17 protein-coding genes and 4 tRNA genes are annotated in these 19944 nt (G+C 59.8%); 15 read left to right on the top strand and 6 right to left on the bottom strand.

The window, feature by feature from the left end:
* Positions 1 to 43: 43 nt before the first annotated feature.
* Positions 44 to 586 carry a TetR/AcrR family transcriptional regulator gene (locus KJY40_RS09655; protein ID WP_230736392.1) on the bottom strand — a complete coding sequence of 181 codons (543 nt, stop codon included), beginning with the start codon at positions 584 to 586 and terminating at the stop codon, positions 44 to 46.
* A 91-nt stretch (positions 587 to 677) separates the two neighbouring features.
* Here KJY40_RS09655 and KJY40_RS09660 point away from each other — a divergent pair, with 91 nt between their 5' ends.
* The 4 genes from KJY40_RS09660 to KJY40_RS09675 all read left to right on the top strand — a co-directional run bounded on the left by KJY40_RS09660 (position 678) and on the right by KJY40_RS09675 (position 5471).
* The gene (locus KJY40_RS09660) at positions 678 to 1865 is read left to right on the top strand and encodes an MFS transporter (protein ID WP_230736394.1); all 1188 of its coding nucleotides are present in this window, start codon (positions 678 to 680) and stop codon (positions 1863 to 1865) included.
* A gap of 52 nt (positions 1866 to 1917) precedes the next feature.
* Positions 1918 to 2229 carry a cupin domain-containing protein gene (locus KJY40_RS09665; RefSeq protein WP_085710604.1) on the top strand — a complete coding sequence of 104 codons (312 nt, stop codon included), beginning with the start codon at positions 1918 to 1920 and terminating at the stop codon, positions 2227 to 2229.
* 105 nt (positions 2230 to 2334) lie between these two features.
* On the top strand, positions 2335 to 3486 hold the full coding sequence (locus KJY40_RS09670; protein WP_230736396.1) for a TDT family transporter: 1152 nt from the start codon (positions 2335 to 2337) through the stop codon (positions 3484 to 3486).
* 110 nt (positions 3487 to 3596) lie between these two features.
* On the top strand, positions 3597 to 5471 hold the full coding sequence (locus KJY40_RS09675) for an MFS transporter (protein WP_230736397.1): 1875 nt from the start codon (positions 3597 to 3599) through the stop codon (positions 5469 to 5471).
* Between the two features lie 122 nt (positions 5472 to 5593).
* On the opposite strand, the gene sugE is transcribed toward KJY40_RS09675, so the two are convergent.
* The 3 genes from sugE to rdgC all read right to left on the bottom strand — a co-directional run bounded on the left by sugE (position 5594) and on the right by rdgC (position 7987).
* Entirely contained in the window at positions 5594 to 5908 is a 315-nt protein-coding gene (gene sugE / locus KJY40_RS09680; protein ID WP_039769847.1) for a quaternary ammonium compound efflux SMR transporter SugE, read from the bottom strand.
* A 118-nt stretch (positions 5909 to 6026) separates the two neighbouring features.
* Positions 6027 to 6992 carry a bile acid:sodium symporter family protein gene (locus tag KJY40_RS09685; RefSeq protein WP_230736399.1) on the bottom strand — a complete coding sequence of 322 codons (966 nt, stop codon included), beginning with the start codon at positions 6990 to 6992 and terminating at the stop codon, positions 6027 to 6029.
* A 74-nt stretch (positions 6993 to 7066) separates the two neighbouring features.
* On the bottom strand, positions 7067 to 7987 hold the full coding sequence (gene rdgC / locus KJY40_RS09690) for a recombination-associated protein RdgC (protein WP_007950430.1): 921 nt from the start codon (positions 7985 to 7987) through the stop codon (positions 7067 to 7069).
* Between the two features lie 159 nt (positions 7988 to 8146).
* On the opposite strand from rdgC, the gene KJY40_RS09695 reads away from it, so the two are divergent.
* From KJY40_RS09695 to KJY40_RS09710, 4 genes are all read left to right on the top strand, one after another.
* Positions 8147 to 8222, top strand: a tRNA-Val gene (locus KJY40_RS09695).
* A gap of 19 nt (positions 8223 to 8241) precedes the next feature.
* Positions 8242 to 8318: transfer RNA gene (locus tag KJY40_RS09700), tRNA-Asp, on the top strand.
* Positions 8319 to 8508: 190 nt separating this feature from the next.
* Positions 8509 to 8584 (top strand) — tRNA-Val (locus KJY40_RS09705).
* Positions 8585 to 8603: 19 nt separating this feature from the next.
* Positions 8604 to 8680, top strand: a tRNA-Asp gene (locus tag KJY40_RS09710).
* A gap of 145 nt (positions 8681 to 8825) precedes the next feature.
* Here KJY40_RS09710 and KJY40_RS09715 read toward each other — a convergent pair.
* Positions 8826 to 9962, bottom strand: a complete 1137-nt coding sequence (locus tag KJY40_RS09715) for a catalase family protein (RefSeq protein WP_230736401.1) — start codon at positions 9960 to 9962, stop codon at positions 8826 to 8828.
* Between the two features lie 26 nt (positions 9963 to 9988).
* Positions 9989 to 11797 (bottom strand): di-heme-cytochrome C peroxidase, encoded by a 1809-nt coding sequence (locus tag KJY40_RS09720; protein ID WP_230736403.1) that lies wholly within the window; start codon positions 11795 to 11797, stop codon positions 9989 to 9991.
* A gap of 270 nt (positions 11798 to 12067) precedes the next feature.
* Here KJY40_RS09720 and KJY40_RS09725 point away from each other — a divergent pair, with 270 nt between their 5' ends.
* From KJY40_RS09725 to KJY40_RS09755, 7 genes are all read left to right on the top strand, one after another.
* Complete coding sequence (locus tag KJY40_RS09725; protein WP_230736405.1) at positions 12068 to 12784, top strand: FKBP-type peptidyl-prolyl cis-trans isomerase; 717 nt, start codon at positions 12068 to 12070, stop codon at positions 12782 to 12784.
* A 294-nt stretch (positions 12785 to 13078) separates the two neighbouring features.
* Positions 13079 to 13534, top strand: coding sequence for a YkvA family protein (locus KJY40_RS09730; protein ID WP_007950434.1), 456 nt, complete (start codon positions 13079 to 13081; stop codon positions 13532 to 13534).
* 114 nt (positions 13535 to 13648) lie between these two features.
* Positions 13649 to 13990 (top strand): helix-turn-helix domain-containing protein, encoded by a 342-nt coding sequence (locus KJY40_RS09735; RefSeq protein ID WP_007950435.1) that lies wholly within the window; start codon positions 13649 to 13651, stop codon positions 13988 to 13990.
* Positions 13987 to 14358 (top strand): hypothetical protein, encoded by a 372-nt coding sequence (locus tag KJY40_RS09740; protein WP_003223109.1) that lies wholly within the window; start codon positions 13987 to 13989, stop codon positions 14356 to 14358. Before KJY40_RS09735 ends, KJY40_RS09740 begins: the two co-directional genes overlap by 4 nt.
* Positions 14359 to 14766 carry an SEL1-like repeat protein gene (locus KJY40_RS09745; protein ID WP_230736407.1) on the top strand — a complete coding sequence of 136 codons (408 nt, stop codon included), beginning with the start codon at positions 14359 to 14361 and terminating at the stop codon, positions 14764 to 14766.
* Positions 14767 to 14991: 225 nt separating this feature from the next.
* Positions 14992 to 19635, top strand: coding sequence for an RHS repeat protein (locus KJY40_RS09750; RefSeq protein ID WP_230736408.1), 4644 nt, complete (start codon positions 14992 to 14994; stop codon positions 19633 to 19635).
* Positions 19625 to 19939, top strand: coding sequence for a contact-dependent growth inhibition system immunity protein (locus KJY40_RS09755; protein WP_230736411.1), 315 nt, complete (start codon positions 19625 to 19627; stop codon positions 19937 to 19939). The genes KJY40_RS09750 and KJY40_RS09755 overlap by 11 nt, the downstream gene beginning before the upstream one ends.
* Positions 19940 to 19944 lie beyond the last annotated feature (5 nt).

The raw sequence follows: 19944 nt of genomic DNA on the forward strand, positions 1-19944 counted from the left end.
GCGTGGCGGGGTGTCGCAGGAACAGAACCAGGCAGTTCTGTGGTCAGTCCGGTTTGAGCGCGATGTCGATCAGCCGGTGCAGCTCTTCGACTTCCAGCGGCGCTGCCGAAAACAGAATGCGGAACACCACCGGGGACACCACCAGATTGATCAGCCGATCCACGCTCGGCGACGGTTCCTCGGGGTGGCGCTCGATGATGGTCTGCAATTGCGCGCCGATGATCGTTACGCAATAGCCCGGCGTCGCACTCGCCTGCACGTCGCGCATCATGTTGCGCCCGGGTTCCGAGCTCATTTCGTCGAGATATTGTTCCGCCCACGCGCGGATATCGCTGTGCAGGCTGCCGGTTTCCGCCGGCTCGCTGTCGGGACGCATGCGGGCGAGGGCGACGTCCGCGAGCAAGGCCGCCAGATCTCCCCAGCGCCGATAAATCGTCGACGGCGTCACGCCCGCGCGCGCCGCGATTTGCGGGACGGTCACCGTTGAGCGCTCCTGTTCTTGCAGAAGCGCGCGGACTGCCGAGTGAATCGACTCCTGCACCCGGGCACTGCGACCGCCGGGGCGTAAACCTTCTTTAATAGCCATGCGGCAGACCTTAACACAAAGAATTTGCTTTAAGCGCAAGCCAAGAGCACACTCCGCAAAAGCAAAAAATTAGCTTTTGCGGAGTGTGCCCATGACCAGCCTTGCTTCCCACCGTTCCAGCCTGTGGTTTCTGGCGATTACCTTACTGAGTTTTCTCGCCGCTTCCACTGCGCCGACGCCGTTGTATCACTTGTATCAGGATCAGCTGCATTTTTCGGCAGCGGTACTGACCCTGATTTTCGGCGTCTACGCGCTGAGTCTGCTGGCCGCGCTGCTGACGGTCGGGTCGCTGTCGGATCATCTTGGACGCAAACCGGTGATCTTCACCGCCGTGATGCTCAATGCGCTGGCGATGCTGCTGTTTATCTACGCCGACAGCGTGGGCTGGCTGATCGGCGCGCGTGTGCTGCAAGGCTTCGCCACCGGCATGGCCACCGCCGTGTTGAGTGCGACACTGCTGGATACCGACCGTCAGCAGGGGCCGCTGATCAACAGCGTTGCTCCGTTGCTGGGCATGGCGTTGGGCGGCATGGGTTGCGGCTTGCTGGCCGAGTTCGCCCCGGCGCCGTTGCAGTTGACCTATTGGTTGCTGCTCGCGCTGTTTGTGCTGCAGGGCATTTATGTCTGGCACCTGCCGGAAAGCGTTACGCCGCAGGCCGGGGCATGGGCTTCGTTACGGCCGACCCTGCACGTGCCGGTCCAGGCGCGTTCAACGTTATGGCGAGTATTGCCGCTGAACACCGCGACCTGGGCGCTCGGCGGTTTTTATGCCTCGCTGGCACCGTCGCTGGTGCGCACGGCCACCGGTTCCACCTCCAACCTGATCGGCGGCGCGACCGTGGCGGCGTTGACCGTGACCGGTGCGCTGATGATCTTCACGTTGCGCAATCGTCCTGCCTCCCGGGCGCTGCAACTTGGGGCGAGCCTGCTGCCGGCCGGTATCGTGCTGATTCTGTTGGGCGTGCACAGCGCCAGTCTGTCGCTGTTCTTCTTCGGCACACTGGTGGCTGGTTGTGGCTTTGGCTCCGGTTTTCTCGGTGCGGTGCGCAGTCTGGTGCCGCTGGCATTGCCTCATGAGCGTGCCGGTTTGATGTCGGCGTTCTATGTGCTGAGTTACCTGGCGTTCTGCCTGCCGGCGTTGCTGGCCGGGCACTTCACCCACAGCTTGGGCCTGCTGGCCACCACCGATGTGTACGGTGCGGTGTTGATCGTGCTGGCGGTCGGTGCGCTGCTGATGAGTTTCCGGGCGCAAGCGGCAAAGACCTGCAGCGCGCCATAAGCCTGCGGATTCGGTTAGCCTTGGGCAGCCCATTCATCTCACGGATCGCCCCATGAAGATTATCCGCAGCAAGTCCTTCACCGCCGAGCGTGCCTGGGGCGCGCTCGACATCGCCAACATGAACGGCATTACCACGCGCCTGCACTGGACCGATCAGCCGTACAAATGGCACGTGAACGATGGTGAGGAAGTGTTCGTGGTGCTCGACGGTCAGGTGCTCATGCATTACCGAGAAGAGGGCGAAGAAAAGCAGGTGCAGCTCGATGTCGGTGACATCTTCTACGCGTCCGTCGGCACCGAGCATGTTGCCCACCCGCAAGGCGCCGCGCGGATTCTGGTAATCGAGACTGAAGGTAGCGTTTAAACCTATATCTGTAAAACAGATAACAGTTAGAGATATTACCCGTTATATAGATATTCGATTCGGTTCTACCATGAGCTCAACCTCACCTGAGGACAGGAGTTCATGATGATTTGCCCCAACAGCGCCAAACCCGGCATCAAGCCTTTCAGCCAGCTTCAGCATCCCCGTGAAGTAATCCGCCAATTCACCCCGAACTGGTTCGCCGCGACCATGGGCACCGGTGTACTGGCGTTGGCGCTGGCGCAATTGCCTATCGCCATCCCGGGGCTGCACGCCGTGGCCGAAGGGCTGTGGATGTTCAACATTCTGTTGTTCGTGCTGTTTACCGCTGCCTACGCCGCGCGCTGGATTCTGTTTTTCGACGAGGCGCGCCGGATCTTTGGGCATTCCACGGTTTCGATGTTCTTCGGCACCATTCCCATGGGGTTGGCGACCATCATCAACGGCTTTCTGCTGTTCGGTCTGCCGCGCTGGGGCGACGGTGTGATTCAGCTTGCCGAGGTGTTGTGGTGGCTGGACGTGGCGATGTCGCTGGCCTGCGGTGTGTTGATCCCCTACATGATGTTTACCCGTCAGGAACACAGCATCGATCAGATGACGGCGGTGTGGCTGCTGCCTGTGGTAGCGGCGGAAGTGGCGGCGGCCAGCGGTGGACTGCTGGCGCCGCATCTGGCCGATGCGCACTCGCAACTTGTGGTGCTGGTGACGAGCTACGTGCTCTGGGCCTTTTCCTTACCCGTGGCGTTCAGCATCCTGACCATCCTGTTGTTGCGCATGGCGCTGCACAAACTGCCCCACGAAAACATGGCAGCGTCGAGCTGGCTGGCTCTCGGACCGATCGGCACCGGCGCTTTGGGCATGTTGCTGCTGGGTGGCGACGCCCCGGCGATCTTTGCGGTCAACGGTCTGCCGGGTATTGGTGAAATCGCTTCGGGCCTGGGCCTGGTAGCCGGGATCACACTGTGGGGCTTCGGTCTGTGGTGGATGCTGATGGCGCTGCTGATCACTGTGCGGTACCTGCGTGACGGCATCCCGTTCAACCTCGGCTGGTGGGGATTCACCTTCCCGTTGGGCGTTTATTCGCTGGCGACCCTGAAACTGGGCAGCACGTTGAACCTGACATTCTTCAGCATGGCCGGTTGTGTGCTGGTGACGTTACTGGCGGTGATGTGGCTGATCGTCGGTAAACGCACGCTGCAAGGTGCATGGCGCGGCGAGCTGTTTGTTTCACCGTGCATTGCAGGTTTGAAGAAATAACCTGCAAAGATTAGGTAATGTGTGGCCTGGATCGCGGTTCGAGATTCTTATAAGCGTAGCCAGGCCACTTGCTACCTTCTCTTTCCAAAAACAACAGGGTCACACGGAAGATGAGTCACCCCTCACAGTTCAACCTGCTGCGCACCCGGCGCTTCCTGCCGTTCTTCATCACCCAGTCGCTGGGCGCGTTCAACGACAACGTGTTCAAGCAGTCGCTGATCCTCGCCATTCTCTATCGGCTGACCATTGAAGGTGACCGCTCCATCTGGGTCAATCTGTGTGCGCTGCTGTTTATTCTGCCGTTTTTTCTGTTTTCGGCATTGGCCGGGCAGTTCGGGGAAAAATTCGCCAAGGATGCGTTGATCCGTCTGATCAAACTGGCGGAAATCGCCATCATGGCTGTGGGATCCGTCGGCTTCCTGTTCGATCAACTGTCATTGATGCTGGTGGCGCTGTTCGCCATGGGCACGCACTCGGCACTGTTCGGGCCGGTGAAGTATTCGATCCTGCCGCAGGCATTGCGCGAAGACGAATTGGTCGGTGGCAACGGGCTGGTGGAAATGGGCACGTTCCTGGCGATCCTGGCCGGGACCATCGGCGCCGGGGTGATGATGTCGTCGGCCAATTACGCGCCGGTGGTGTCCGCCGCGATTGTCGGCATCGCCGTGCTGGGTTATCTGGCCAGTCGCAGCATTCCCCGCGCCGCGGCGGCGACCCCTGAAATGCGCCTGAACTGGAACATCTTCAGTCAGTCGTGGGCGACCTTGAAACTCGGTCTGGGGCAGACGCCTGCGGTATCGCGCTCGATTGTCGGCAACTCGTGGTTCTGGTTCGTCGGGGCGATTTATCTGACCCAGATCCCGGCCTACGCCAAGGAATGGATGCATGGCGACGAAACCGTGGTCACCCTGATTCTGACGGTGTTTTCGGTCGGTATCGCGCTGGGTTCGATGCTGTGCGAGAAGCTTTCAGGGCGCAAAGTCGAGATCGGCCTGGTGCCGTTTGGCTCGTTCGGGCTGACCGTTTTCGGGCTGTTGCTGTGGTGGCATTCCGGTGGAATTCCGGAAAGCGCCGTCGGCCATAGCTGGATCGAAGTGCTCGGTTTTGGCCATGCCTGGGCGGTGTTGATCGACGTGCTGGGCCTGGGGATCTTCGGTGGTTTCTACATTGTGCCGCTGTACGCGCTGATCCAGTCGCGCACTGCCGAAAACGAGCGGGCGCGGGTGATTGCCGCCAACAACATTCTCAACGCGCTGTTCATGGTGATTTCGGCGATTGTCACCATCGTGTTGCTGAGCGTGGTCAAGCTGTCGATCCCGCAGCTGTTCCTGGTGGTGTCGCTGCTGAACATCGGCGTCAACGCCTATATCTTCAAGATCGTCCCTGAGTTCAGCATGCGTTTCATGATCTGGCTGCTCAGCCATTCCATGTACCGCGTCGAGCATCGCAACCTTGAGGCAATTCCCGATGAGGGCGCGGCGTTGCTGGTGTGCAACCACGTGTCGTTCGTCGATGCCCTGCTGATCGGCGGCGCGGTGCGTCGGCCGATTCGCTTTGTCATGTACTACAAGATCTACAACCTGCCGGTGCTGAACTTTATCTTCCGCACGGCGGGGACTATTCCTATCGCCGGACGCCAGGAAGACATCCAGATCTACGAAAAGGCCTTCACCCGGATTGCCCAGTATCTGAAGGACGGAGAGCTTGTTTGCATCTTCCCGGAAGGCAAGTTGACTGCCGATGGCGAGATCAACGAGTTCAAGGGCGGGCTGACGCGGATTCTCGAAGAGACGCCGGTGCCGGTGATTCCGCTGGCATTGCAGGGGTTGTGGGGGAGTTTCTTCAGCCGCGATCCCGATAAAGGTTTCTTTCACCGGTTGTGGTCGCGGGTGACGCTGGTGGCGGGTTCGCCGGTCGCCGTTGAAGCGGCGCAGCCAGCCGAGTTGCAGGCGTTGGTCGGGGAGTTGCGCGGGACTGTCAGATAATCATTGGCTGTGCTGGCCTCATCGCGGGCAAGCCCGGCTCCCACAGGATCTCCAGTGAACATGGATTTTGTGTACACCCGGAAACCTGTGGGAGCGGGCTTGCCCGCGATGAGGCCAGTGGCTTAAGCGCTGACTTTGAGCCCGATCAACCCGGTGACGATCAACGCGACACTGGCCAGGCGAATCAATGCCATCGATTCGCCGAACAAAATGATCCCGGCAATCACCGTGCCCACGGCACCGACGCCAGTCCAGATCGCATAGGCCGTGCCCAGCGGCAATTCCTTCATCGCCAGGCCCAGCAAGCCCAAGCTGACTGCCATGGCGGCAACGGTGAGAACGGTAGGCAGCGGACGGGTGAAACCATCGGTGTATTTAAGGCCGACGGCCCAGCCGACTTCGAACAGGCCGGCGAAAAACAGAATGATCCAGGACATGAGAGACCTCCATCGATTGACGGGGCCGTCCCCAGATTGAAAACTCGATTGAGCCGCAGGGTCGTCCCCGCGTGGCGCACATACTACCTAAAATTGTGCGCCACGCCTTGATCCGGGATCAGTCGGCCGCTTGTTGCGCCAGCGTCTCACGGTCTTCTTTTTCGCTCATCCGTCGGAAGTACGTCGAAAGCAGCGCCCCGGAAATGTTGTGCCACACACTGAACAACGCGCTTGGCACCGCCGCCAGCGGCGAGAAATGCGCACTGGCCAGCGCAGCCCCCAACCCTGAGTTCTGCATACCGACTTCCAGCGCCAGGGACTTGCGCTGCGGCAGCGGCAGGCCGAACAGGCGTCCGGTGAAATAACCCAGCAGATAACCGAAGCTGTTGTGCAACATCACCACGGCCATGATCAGCAGGCCGGATTCGGCGATCTTCGCCTGACTGGCGGCAACCACGGCGGCGACGATGATCACGATGCTGACCACGGACACCAGCGGCAACACTTCCACCGCGTGGCGCACCTTGTCACCAAGCACTCGTTGCGCGACCACGCCGAGGACGATTGGCAGCAGTACCACTTGCAGGATCGACCAGAACAACTCCATGAACGAAACCGGCAACCAGGCCGAGGCCAGCAGCCAGATCAGCGCGGGCGTCAGCAGCGGGGCGAGGAGGGTGGTGACGGCGGCGATGGCCACCGACAGCGCCAGGTCGCCACGGGCCAGCCAGGTCATGACGTTCGATGAGGTGCCGCTCGGGCAGCAACCGACCAGAATCACGCCGACGGCGATTTCCGGCGGCAGGTGAAAAACCTGGCAAAGCAACCATGCCATCCCCGGCATGATCACGAAGTGCGCAACCACGCCCAGCGCCACACGCCACGGATGACGGGCGACGGCGGCGAAGTCGTCGAGTTTGAGGGTCAGGCCCATGCCGAACATTACCAGCCCGAGCAGCGGCACGATCGCGCCTTTCAGGTGGAGGAACCACGCCGGTTGCAGGAACGCGATCACCGCGAAAATCAGGACCCAGTAAGCGAAGGTGTTGCCGACAAAACGACTCAGTGCAGCCAGTGCGCGCATGGCCTGTTCCTTATTATGTGAAAACGCCACCGAAGCGGTGGCGTTTGAAGATAACCCAAAGACTGCGCAGAGGCTTAGATCCCCTGCGGAGTCTCTTCGCCGCCCAGTGCTTCAACCAGCGCCGGCAGGAAGTCGCCGAACGTCAGCATCATCAGGGTGAAGCTGGCGTCCAGTTGGCCGAGGGCTTCGTCGCCGCCGTCCTGTTCCGCCTGATCCTGCAACAGATCTTCGAATTTCAGGCGCTTGACGGTCATCTTGTCGTCGAGCATGAACGACAGTTTGTCCTGCCAGGCCAGCGACAGCTGAGTCACAACCTTGCCGGTGCTCAGGTGCAGCTGGATTTCTTCGCTGGTCAGGTCCTGACGCTTGCAACGCACGATGCCGCCGTCTTCGTGGGTGTCGCGCAGTTCGCACTCGTCCAGCACGAAAAAGTCCGGGGCGGCTTGCTGGGTGGTGACCCATTCGGTCATCACGGCGGTCGGCGCGGTTTTCACGGTCAGCGGGCGAACCGGCAGGGTGCCGATCACTTCACGCAGGGTGGAGAGCAGGTCTTCGGCGCGTTTCGGGCTGGCCGAGTTGACCAGGATCAGGCCCTGTTTCGGCGCGATGGCGGCGAAGGTCGACGAGCGGCGGATAAAGGCGCGCGGCAGGAACGCTTGGATGATTTCATCCTTGATCTGATCGCGTTCCTTCTTATAGACCTTGCGCATCTGCTCGGCTTCGATCTCTTCGACCTTTTCCTTGACCGCGTCACGCACGACGCTGCCCGGCAGGATGCGTTCTTCTTTACGGGCGGAGATCAGCAGGAAGTCACCGCTGACGTGCACCAGTGGAGCATCTTCGCCCTTGCCGAATGGCGCGACGAAACCGTAGGTGGTCAACTCCTGGCTTGCACATGGACGCGCCAGTTTGGTGGCCAGTGCAGTTTCCAGCGCCTCGGCATCGACAGGCAGGTCTTGGGTCAGGCGATAGATAAGCAGGTTTTTGAACCACATGGGGTGAGTCTCTCCTTTATACAAAGGGGGGCATTATTGTCTTCGCCGGGTCATAGGCCAACCCTTCTCTAAGCCTTTGGAAGGGCTAAGAAAATTAATTAAAAAAGTGCTTGCCAGAGGTTGGGTCGCTCCGTAGAATGCGCGCCACACCGAAGCGAAGGGTGATTAGCTCAGCTGGGAGAGCGTCTGCCTTACAAGCAGAATGTCGGCGGTTCGATCCCGTCATCACCCACCATTCGTTTCAAGTGTTTAGCGCAGCGGTAGTTCAGTCGGTTAGAATACCGGCCTGTCACGCCGGGGGTCGCGGGTTCGAGTCCCGTCCGCTGCGCCATATTCGGTAACCTGGAACACTGAACGCCAGGTCACCACGGAAAAACCCGCCAAGGCGGGTTTTTTTCTGCCTCGAGTTGTACATGCGGGATGCGTTGTTTCACCGGTTTTCGGATTTTTTTGAAAAAAACTTCAATTAAATCAACACATTACGAAAATCTGTGGCATAATGCGCCCCGTAACGAAGCGAAGGGTGATTAGCTCAGCTGGGAGAGCGTCTGCCTTACAAGCAGAATGTCGGCGGTTCGATCCCGTCATCACCCACCATTCGTTTCAAGCGTTTCGCGCAGCGGTAGTTCAGTCGGTTAGAATACCGGCCTGTCACGCCGGGGGTCGCGGGTTCGAGTCCCGTCCGCTGCGCCATATTCGGTAATCTGGAACACTGAACGCCAGATCACCACAGGAAGCCCGCCTAGTGCGGGCTTTTTGCTGTCCGGGATTTGGCTTCTACCGGGCCTGAACATGAGAAAGCGACCTATGACGGTCGCTTTTTTCGTTTCTGGCGCGACTATTGCGCCGAGTTACGACTGTGGCGGTAATCGCTGACCGCTTCATACACCGCTTTACGCAACCGGTTGATCCCGCCAATCGGACGATGGGCCTCGATACCAAACCATGGATTGAACGACAGGTTGTCGCATTGCAGGTTCAGGGCCGGGGTGTCGAAGTCCTGCGGGGGCAGGGTGATCCTCGCCACTGTCTGGAATGGGCTGTCCTGTTCGCGCCATTCGATGCTGGTGTCCTCGATCGGCATGTACTTGTTCGCGTCCTGCCGCTGGATCTGCAACACGAAACACGCCGGAGTCCGGTCGGTCGACAGCTGTTGATTCAGCGCGTTGCGCAGGAAGTTCGGCAGATCCTGGTTCTGTTTCGGCAAGGTATAAGCGGGGCAGCGCTCCGGATCCGGCATCACCCGGAACTTGGCATTGGCCTCGCCGAACTTGTAGGGCGATACCGAGAAATAGGTCGTGCGGGTCGGGCTTTCCGGTGGTGGCGAAAGGGTTGCCAGTGCAATGAACAGATGCCGGATTTGCCAACTGCGCGGATCCCACCCCGGAAAAAACGCCATGACCTTCTTGCCGTCAGCCTGAGCGGCCACATTCTGACGATACTCGGCGACATCGCTGACAAAGAAGTTCGGGTGACTGAACATCACGAAATCCTGCTCGTGCAGCCCCTGACGGTCACCCAGCAATTGCTTGCCCGGCACATCGAGCAACTTGATCGCCATGCCCCGGGCATCGCGGATGCTGTCGAATTGCGGATAGGCGTTGCCGTTGGACAGGCGCATCGTCGCTTTCCAGAGCTTGCCCGGTTCGCTGAAGACGCCCTGGCGCAATTCCTGAGCCAGATCCGGCAACACCTGCACATCGGCCTTCACGCAGCCATGGGCCTTGGCATGGGCATCGCGCAGATAGCGAGTGCTTTCGCGGTGCTGATCGACGATGCGCACGGCGGTCTGAATCACGTCCTGGGTCATGGCGGCTTCGCCGTCCGGAATCTGCTCCAGCGCCGACACCGGGCCACGGTGCTGCCAGGCGAACCAAGCGGTCGTAAGGGCCCAGCCGATCAGACCGATCACCAGCAGGATCAGCAGGGTTTTGCCCAATAACCGTCCCAGCCAGAGCCAGAAACGCGCCAGCATCGAAGGTCTTTTTAAGGAATTGAAGATCATGGCAGTTGCGCCTCCAGCGGGCCGCCCAGCACTTTCAGGTATTCGAGCAGCGCCCAGCGCTCTTCTGGCTGCAGCAGTCGGCCGATGACGCCGTTACCGCGCTCGCCGGCGCGGAATTCGTGACCGCCGTTGTGGTTGCCGGTGATGCGGGTGTCGAACAGGAAACCGTTGGTGAAGGCTTCGGTGCGGTAGCCCAGATGGCGCGGGTCGTATTCGAAGGTGCCTTTATAGAAGGTGGTGGCGCGCTCGTCCTGAGGCGACAGTAACTGATAAAGGCTCGGCACCGAGCCGTTGTGCAGGAACGGGGCCGTGGCCCACACGCCGGCAAGCGGACGCGCCTTGTACGCGACTTTTTCGCGAACGCCGATCGGCAGACCGAAGCCATCGAGCCGGGTTTTTTCGGCGGCGGTGACGCCCGCTTCACGGTACGCACGGTTTTCCACGAAGGCGGTGACGTAAGCCAGTCCCTTGGCCACTGACAGCTGGCTGAGGTCCAGCGGCTCCTTGGGTTTGGGGTGCAACTTCACGTCCATCTGCTCAAGCTCCGCCGGATTCCATTGCAGGGCAGTCAGGTCGAAGCGGTGATTGGCAATGTTGTTGGCGGCATTCGGGTCGGTGCCGATGACGTCCACCGGAAGCATGTGCAGATGTTGCACCCAACGCTCGCCTTCCTGGGTCTGACGCGGGACGTGGCATCCGGCGCAATTCTCGGCGAACAGGGCTCGCCCCTTGGCTGCCAAGGGTTTGTCGACGACGCCGAGCAATTCTTCAGGCCAGGCTGGCGGTCGCAGTCTTTGCAGGGTTTCTTCGATCTTGTGCAGATCACGCACACGTACGCTGGAGGCATAGCGCTCATCGCCCTGCAGCGGCTGACCGTTGGCGTCGAAGAAATTCAGAGTGGCGCCGACACCCAGCGCCTCGCCGATATTACGCGCCATCGGCTGCTGCGCCGAACCGTTCCACTGCACCCAGTCGAAGGTCCACATGTCCCACAGTTGCGGGTAATCCACCGGGGCGTTGGCCACGCGGTAATTGCTTGGGGAGATCGCATCGCCGAAGGTCGCGTTGGCGATTCGGCCGAAGGCATCGGTGCGGCCCGGGCCTTCTTCGGTGGGGTAGAGGCCACGGTGAGTGTCGTTCCAGGCCACTTTGATGAAAGTGTTCAGTGAGCTTTTGAAGTCTTTGCGCAGTTGTTCGTGGCGTGCGTCGTAGTCGTTGCCTAGCACATGACGGGCGAAGCGCTCGAATTTCCACGGGTTGTAGTAAGTCGAGGTAAGACTGGCGACCAATGCCTGTCCGAAACTGCCGCCACGCAATGTAGGAACGCTGGAAGGCAACACGTGCTGAGCCGAGCCGCCGTCGATGCGTATTGCCTGGCCATTGAAGTGCAATTCACCGGTGTGGCAGGCCGCACACGTGATGTCGAGATATTGCTCGGCGCTGCCGGGATTCTGATGTCGGGCGAAACCGACCGGTAGATTGCCCGGGTTGTCGGGCGTGGCTTTTTGCTGCGGATCGATCAGAAACCCGAAGCGCGCAAGGTATTCCGGGGAGGCAAATCGCTGCTGCGAGAACGGCAGCTCCAGCGCCTGAAACCATTCGTAACGAAGGCCTTTGACCTGTGTGCCCTGCGGGGTGAAGTAGTAGGTCTGGCGTTCTTGCTCAGTCCACTGGTTCAGGTAATGCACCTGTTTTGCAGGCGCAGGGAAGGGCAATCTCGGATTGGCGACATAGTAAAGAACCACCGCCAGAACCAGTCCCAGCAGCACCACGATCAGCATCAGTACACGGAATAAGAGGCGCAAGATGAACATCCTTGTCGAGTTGTTGCGCTGTTATGCCTGAGGCGGGTCGTGTGCGGCAAGTGGCCATTACGCCAAGTGTTGTGGGAAGCGGCATCAATCGCTGTCGGCGAAAGATGACAGAAGCTTCATCGTGGCTTTCGCCAAATGCTTTTTAATCCCTGAACTTATCGGAAGATTCCTGCTCTCATGCCGGTAGCCATTGGTCGTGGCGGCCTGATAAGCTCGCGGCTTTACTCGATTGCCCTTTCGGCGCATGAACAAGGAAATAGCATGAAACAGCATCGGTTGGCGGCGGCGGTTGCCCTGGTTAGCCTGGTACTCGCGGGTTGTGATTCGCAGACCAGCGTAGAGCTGAAAACCCCGGCGCAAAAAGCTTCCTACGGTATCGGCCTGAACATGGGCAAGAGCCTTGCTCAGGAAGGCATGGATGATCTGGACTCCAAAGCGGTAGCCCAGGGCATCGAAGATGCCGTCGGCAAGAAAGAACAGAAGCTGAAAGATGAAGAACTGGTCGAAGCCTTCGCTGCGCTGCAAAAGCGTGCTGAAGAACGCATGGCCAAGATGAGCGAAGAGTCGGCAGCCGCCGGCAAGAAATTCCTCGAAGAAAACGGCAAGAAAGCCGGCGTGACCACCACCGCTTCCGGTCTGCAGTACGAAGTGGTCAAGAAAGCGGACGGCCCACAGCCCAAGCCTACCGATGTCGTGACCGTTCACTACACCGGCAAGCTGACCAACGGCACCGTTTTCGACAGCTCCGTCGAGCGCGGCAGCCCGATCGATCTGCCGGTCAGCGGTGTGATCCCGGGTTGGGTCGAAGGCCTGCAACTGATGCACGTTGGCGAGAAGTACAAGCTGTACATCCCTAGCGATCTGGCTTACGGCGCACAATCGCCAAGCCCGGCAATCCCGGCCAACTCGGTTCTGGTTTTCGACCTGGAACTGCTGGCCATCAAGGATCCAGCCAAAGAAGACGCCACCGCCAAGTAATCTGCGTCGGTTTCAACAACAACGCCTCGCTTATGCGGGGCGTTGTTGCATCTGGACGATGGTCGGCGTAAACAGACCGAACCGATGCCGGTCATGGCAGTCCTAGACTTTAAGGTTGCCCGTGCTAGACGCCCGGAGCCGCCAAGTCAATGAAATATTGGGATTTTTTATGTGAGTAAAAAACGCCCGATCTGAGCGCAGCCCTTATGAACCGGGGCTCTCAGCGTTGAAATGCAGCTCTGTTCACAAGGTTATCCACAATTTGTGTGGATAACATTTCAACGGGAGAAATAGATGAAAGCTCCATGGAATTTCGCCCGGTTCCTGCCATTGGCTGGACGGCTGCTGGCCCGTGGCCGTTTGCCGACACTGTTGTTTGCCGTGGCCAGCAAAGGCGCCGCCCAAGGCAATCGTCTCGGTAAACTGAAGGACGATTTGCGTTTGTTGCAGGCGTTGTGCCTGGCGTACTGGCGCGGCGAATACCGCGCGATCAGCGCCAAGGCGATCGTTTCTGTGGTGGCCGGTCTGATGTACTTCCTCAGTCCGGTGGATGCGATCCCCGATTTCATTCCCATGTTCGGCATGCTCGATGACATCGCCGTCCTCGCCTGGCTGATGAAAACCCTCGACGATGAACTGAATGCTTTCCGCCTGTGGCGTCAGCGCCAGGCGCCGGAAAAGCTCAGAGTGGTCGAGCGCCTGCCCGATACCCCCGAGCAACTTCAGCTTCAGGGCCCGAAAAAGTCCTGAATTGCGACAGCCTCTTATTCAGATAGATACCCCCCACGACCTTGGCCGCTGTTAGGATTACACTTCTAGGGAAAAGTGCCGACTCGCTAAGTGTTGTTGTCCTACGGGGTAGTCATGGATATTCAGATAATTGCACGCGATGGTGAACCCGAATATGCGGTTCTGCCATGGGCTCAGTATCAGGCTCTACTGAAAGCAGCAGGCATCAACGAAGCACCGTCGCAACCGGCTCCAGCGCCGCTTGCGGCCACCCCGGACCCGATTCTTCCAGGTCTGGATCAGTTACGCAGTTTGCGCGAAGGGAAGGGCATCGCCATCGAGGCGCTGGCCCGCACGGTAGGCATCAGCCCGTCTTACCTGGCCATGATCGAAAGTGGCGAGCGTCTGCCCGACGCCGCGATTCGCCGCAGCCTGGCCTGGGAGTTGACGGTGCCAGGGTGGAGGGAACAATCGTGAGCGTACGCATCAGTCGTCAACATTGGGACGGATTGCTGGGGGAGCTGGATCAGGCGCGCAGGCAGCGCCATCTTTTGACTTATCGAGCCTTGCTCGAACGCCTGCAATTGCCCACGCCGGCCATGCAGACATTGACCGCTGCACTGGAGCATCTCGCCGCACTGGACGCGAAAGCCGAACAACCGTTGCGCAGCTCGCTGGTGATCAGCCAGGGTGCCAGTCGCCTGCCACGCACCGGTTTCTTTGAATGTGTCGAGCGTCTGGGGCGTTTTTCCGGGCCGTCCGACGGTGTTGCCGCCGCCTCTTGGCATGCCTCGGAAGTGGTGCGGGTGTTTGAGTACGAGTACCCGGAATCGGCGGAGGCCTGAGTGTTTTTACGACTCAAGGCGCGGGCAAGTTACTGGCTGGCCCGTAGGCTGTTTCACTGGTCGTGGTTCGTCCGTCAGCCTCGCGGCTGGCGCTGGCTCGAAGGACAGTTTGCGCGCATGGCCAATTTGGGCGATGTCGGCGCGCAAAGTTTTTACGGGCACATCCTGACGTTTCGCGGGGTTGGCCTGGGCGCACGTGAGGAAGGTGTTCGGTTGCTGCAACTGGCGGCGCTGGCCGGGGATGGCAAGGCGGCGTATCAAGTCGGTGTCATCAGTCTTGCAGGTACGCCGAGCAAAGCGCCAGATCCTTCGGAGGCCGCTCGCTGGTGGACCATGGCCGCGAAGGCCGGGCACCCCTTGGCCGAACTCAAGTTGAAGGAGCTGGCCGGCCGAGACTCCTCTCAATAAGCAAATCATCTGTTCCGTGAACGGGGCGCGAGGGAAACCTCCCGCCCCGTTTTTGCGTCTGCCGTTCGATAAAAAACAGTTACAGACTTGTCCTACATCCTCCGCCTACTTGCCTGACTTCTTTTCTGATTGATCCCCCGCAAAGTCCCTCGCCTGATTTTTGCGCGAGGGAACGCACATGTTTGACCCGGTTTTTCGTTTCGAAATGCGCATGGAAATGCGCTGATGGATGCCGTCACCCGCATCGAGCAAGAACTCGACAGCTTTCCTCGCACCCTCGATCTCTATCGCGAACAGCTGAAGCACTGGCTCAGTCGCTCGGCAGATGGCGTCAGTCATGCGGCCGATCTGCCGTCACTGATGGGGATGGAGCGGATCATCCGTTTCGGCGAGCACAGTACGGCGGTCGCGATTGACGACGGCCGTTTCTCTTCTGCGGTCGTGCAATGCCCGGAAACCGGGCCGATGGAGATTGAGAGCAAGTTCGAGTCGGCGTACGACATTCCGTTGGGCGACATCGTTGTTGATGTGGTGGCGGTGGAGGGCGGTGCAGTCAAGTCGGTCACCCTCGATGCTCAGGGCAAAGGGGTTTTCACCGGTGAGGCGGGCAAGTTCTATCGGGTGGTGGTGAACAACGAGGCCAGCGAGCAGCAGGTTGATGCGCTGTTCGAATCCTACGATGGCCTGACTCGGCAGCTGGATGGCTGGCTGCGCAGCGAATGGCAGGGATTCAAGCCGCAATGGTCGCAGTCGGTGGCCACAGCAGCCGGGAACGGCATGCTGGCCGGGAGCTGGGCGGCGATTGAGGGAGTGTGGGACAGCATCGGGTTGCTGTCGGAGATTCTCAAGAATCCGCTCGAGTTTGGTGGTCGTCTGGGAGACAGCGCTACAGCGTTGGCCGAGTTCGCGGTGTCGATGCCCGAAAAGATGGAGCAGCTCCAACTGCTCGTCAGTGACGAAGCGGCGCTGTGTTTGTTGCTGCGTACTGCCAGCCTCTGGCTGGAAATGCTGCCTCCCAATGAGATTGCCGGGAAAACCGCCGAAGCGGTATCGATGATGGTGGTGCAACTGCTGATCGATGTGTTGATCGGCGTTGTACTGACCTTTGTTGGCGCCGGTGCAGGGATTGCGTATCTGACCTTGCGTCTGGCGGATCGTGGCGCTCAGTTGTTGTCGGCGGTGATGCGTCTGGTGAAGGCGATGTTCGGCGTCGTCAGCACCTTCATCGGCTATGTGAACCAGTACAAATCCGTCGCCGCACGGGGCATTGCTGCCGGGCTGAAAAAAGGTCGCATGCAATTGCGTTGGGATGCCCGGCGTAATGCTTCTTTGAAAAAGGATGAGCACCACGACGACACGCCGGATCAGGCGAAAAATCCCAACGGTGACAGTGCCGATTGCGTCCCTCGGACCTGCACCAACGGGTGTCCGGTGTCGATGGTCACCGGTGAGGAACTGCTGACCCTGACTGACGGCGTGCTCGACGGGCTGTTGCCGTTCGAGTTCAGCCGCTTGTATCGCACCAGCGCGGCCGAGATTGATGTCGGGCTGGGGTTTGGCTGGAGTCACTCGCTGGCGCATCGGCTGGAGGTTGAGGACGATGGCGTGGTCTGGATTGACCACGAGAACCGGCGCACGCGGTTTCCGTTGCCGAGTGTCGAGCGGCCGGAAATCCACAACAGCCTGTCGCGGGCGGCGATCTTTCTGGGGGATGAGCCGGAGGAGTTGATTGTTGCGCTGGCGGGGGAAGCGGCGCGGTTTTATCACTTTCGGGCTGGGCGTCTGACGGCGGTCAGCGATGCCTATGCGAATCGTCTGACGGTGCATCGGGATCTTTCCGATCGGGTTCAGCGGCTGGATAACGGGGCCGGACGTTCGCTGCTGTTGCGTTACGAGCGGGCGCATCTGGTGGCGGTCGATTATCAGGTTTTTCGGGAGTCTGCCTGGCGTACCGAGCAGACGCTGGCCAGTTACCGCTTTGATGCTCGCCATCGATTGATCGAGGCGTCCAACGCCGTCGGCGAGACCGAGCGTTACGACTACGACGACCGGCACGTCATCCTGCAACGGCAACTGGCCGGCGGCGCGAGCTTCTTCTGGGAATGGGAGCGTGCCGGCAAGGCGGCGCGTTGCGTGCGGCACTGGGCGTCGTTTTCGCAGATGGACACGCGTTACGTCTGGGATGACGCCGGCCGTGTCACCGTGCATTACGTCGATGGGACTGAGGAAACTTACGTCCACGACGACACCGCGCGACTGGTGCGTCAGGTGTCGGCGGACGGTGGCGAGCAGCTCAAGGCCTACGACACGCAGGGTCGGCTGGTCGCCGAGCAGGATGCGCTGGGCGCGGTCACCGAATACCGCTATGACGATGCCGGACGGTTAGTTGCGCTGATTCCACCGGACGATGCGCCGACGTCCTACGAGTATCGCAACGGTTTCCTGCACAGCCGTTCGCGTGGCGATGCGGTGTGGACGTACCGGCGCAATGCCCAGGGTGACATCACCGAGGCGGTCGATCCGGACGGCCACGTCACCCATTACCACTTTGATGCGCAGGGGCGGTTGCGGTCGATCCGTTATCCGGATTCGGGTCGGCATGTGTTCGTGTGGAACGACCTCGGCCAGTTGGTTGAGGAAAGCCTGCCGGACGGTGGGGTTCGCAAGTTTTCCTACGACGTTTTGGGGCGGCGGACGACGGTTCAGGACGAGCACGGTGCGGTCACCCATCACGCCTGGGACGCCGTTGGCCGGCTGATTCAGACCACCTCGCCAAATGGCGCCACTCGAGCCTTCAGTTATAGCGCTTACGGCCAGATCACTGCCGAGCGCGATGAACTGGGGCGCATCACCCGCTACGAATATGACGACGATCTGCACCTGGTCAGCCGCCGGATCAATCCGGACGGTACCCGGCTGCAATACCGCTACGACCATGCGCAGCTGTTGCTGACGGAAATCGAGAACGAGTCCGGCGAAAAGTACCGGCTGGACTACACGCCCACCGGACTGATCCGACAGGAAACCGGCTTCGATGGCCGGCGCACCGGCTACGCCTACGACCGCAATGGCCACCTGCTGGAAAAGACCGAGTTCGGCGACGACGATTCGACGCTGGTCACCGGCTATCAACGAGATGCTGCTGGGCGCTTGCTGCTCAAGACCCTGCCGGACGGGGTCGAGGTCAGCTACCGCTATGACCGTTTAGGCCGTTTGGTCGGCGTGGATGACGGCCAGGATCACCCGCTGGCCTTCGAATACGACCTGCAGGATCGGCTGGTGCGCGAGCATCAGGGCTGGGGCACCCTGCGTTACACCTACGACGCCTGCGGTCAGCTCACTCGCCTGCGCCTGCCGGACAACAGCAAGCTCGACTACCACTACGCCAAGGGCGGCGCACTGACCGCGATCGACCTCAACGGCGCCTTGCTCACTCGCCACGTCTACCACAACGGCCGCGAACAGCAGCGCCAGCAAGGCCTGCTGCTCAGCGAATACGCCTACGACGAACAGGGTCGGTTAAGCGCCCACGCCGTAGGCCATCAGCGCAACTCGCTGTACCGCCGCGACTTTGCCTACAGCGCCAACGGCAACCTCGAACACATCGCCGACACCCGCCACGGCCAGCGCAGCTACCAGTACGACGCGCTCGACCGGCTGATCCGCGTACGCCACACCCGTGACGATGTGCCGGAAACCTTCGCCCACGACCCGGCCGGCAACCTGCTGATGCAGGATCGCCCCGGCCCGACACAGATCAACGGCAATCGCCTGCAGATGCAGGGCGACCGCCACTACGACTACGACGCCTTCGGCAACCTGATCCGCGAACGCCGCGGCCGCGCGCAAACCCTCGTCACCGAATACCGCTACGACAGCCAGCACCGCCTGATCGGCCTCACCCGCCCCGACGGCACCAGCGCCACCTACCAATACGACGCCTTCGGCCGGCGCATCCGCAAAACCATCGACGGCCAGAGCACCGAATTCTTCTGGCAAGGCGACCACCTGATCGCCGAAAACAGCCCGACCCAGCACCGCAGCTTCATCTACGAACCCGGCACCTTCCGCCCCCTGGCGATGCTCGACGGCCAAGGCCCGAAACGCGCCTGCCCGTTCTACTACCAACTCGACCACCTCGGCACCCCGCAGGAGTTGACCGATTACAGCGGCGACATCGTCTGGTCAGCCAAATACAGCGCCTACGGCAAAGTCACCTCGCTGGAACTGGCGACCGAGGACTACCTGAACCAGCCGCTACGGTTTCAGGGGCAGTACTTCGATGACGAAAGCGGCCTGCATTACAACCGGCACCGGTATTACGACCCGGACGTGGGCCGGTACCTGACGCCGGATCCGGTGAAGCTGGCGGGTGGGCTGAACCAGTACCGGTACGTGCCGAATCCGACGGGGTGGGTGGATCCGTTGGGGTTGAGTTGTAACTGCCCGGGAGGCATTTCTGCTGATGGACCTTATAGCGAAATTGTTCCAGGTGGAGGCTTAGAAGCCCATGAGTCTCGCGGTGGACATGCTATTGCGAGACATGTAGATAGATCCGAGGCTCAACTCAGGGCTAGGCTAGCGGCCGAGCCGAACATACCTATTGCGTCAACATTTCTAAATAGGTCAGAAGCTGAAGCTGCACTCTCGAATGTTATTAGAAACAACAAGGTGACAATTGATAATTTTGTGCAGGGTAATGCTAGCAAACTTGTAATTAATGAACAGGTGTCTGCTCCTGCTGGGGTGGGTGTAGTGAGGCAGAGCGGAAGGTTGGAGCCTTTATCCAGCATTAGATTGGTGTTGCGGCGAGATGCAACTTCACCGCTTGGATACTTTATTTTGACGGGGTTTGTAAATGAAAATTGAAGATTTTCCTAGCCTGTTTCAGTTTCTCGGGGCCTATTTTCATGAGGACTGGATGTGTGAGTTTGACTCAGCAGATGATGTTGTTAAATCTTTCATAGCGGACTCGGAATCTTGCGTGCTCGAGAAGGTGGTAAAGGAAATCGACTCTCTTTTGGCGATGAAAATTACAGAAAATGAAACTCGAGATTTTTTGCTGAAAAAAAATGGTTGTTGCTATTGCTATTGGAATGAGTGGCAAGACGGAAATTCGTGGTTGAAGCACGTTTCTGTACTTTTTAGTGAGGCTTCGCATAATGATGTTTAAGTGTT

The sequence above is a fragment of the Pseudomonas fitomaticsae genome, assembly GCF_021018765.1.
In the GTDB taxonomy this organism is placed as follows: Bacteria; Pseudomonadota; Gammaproteobacteria; order Pseudomonadales; family Pseudomonadaceae; genus Aquipseudomonas; species Aquipseudomonas fitomaticsae.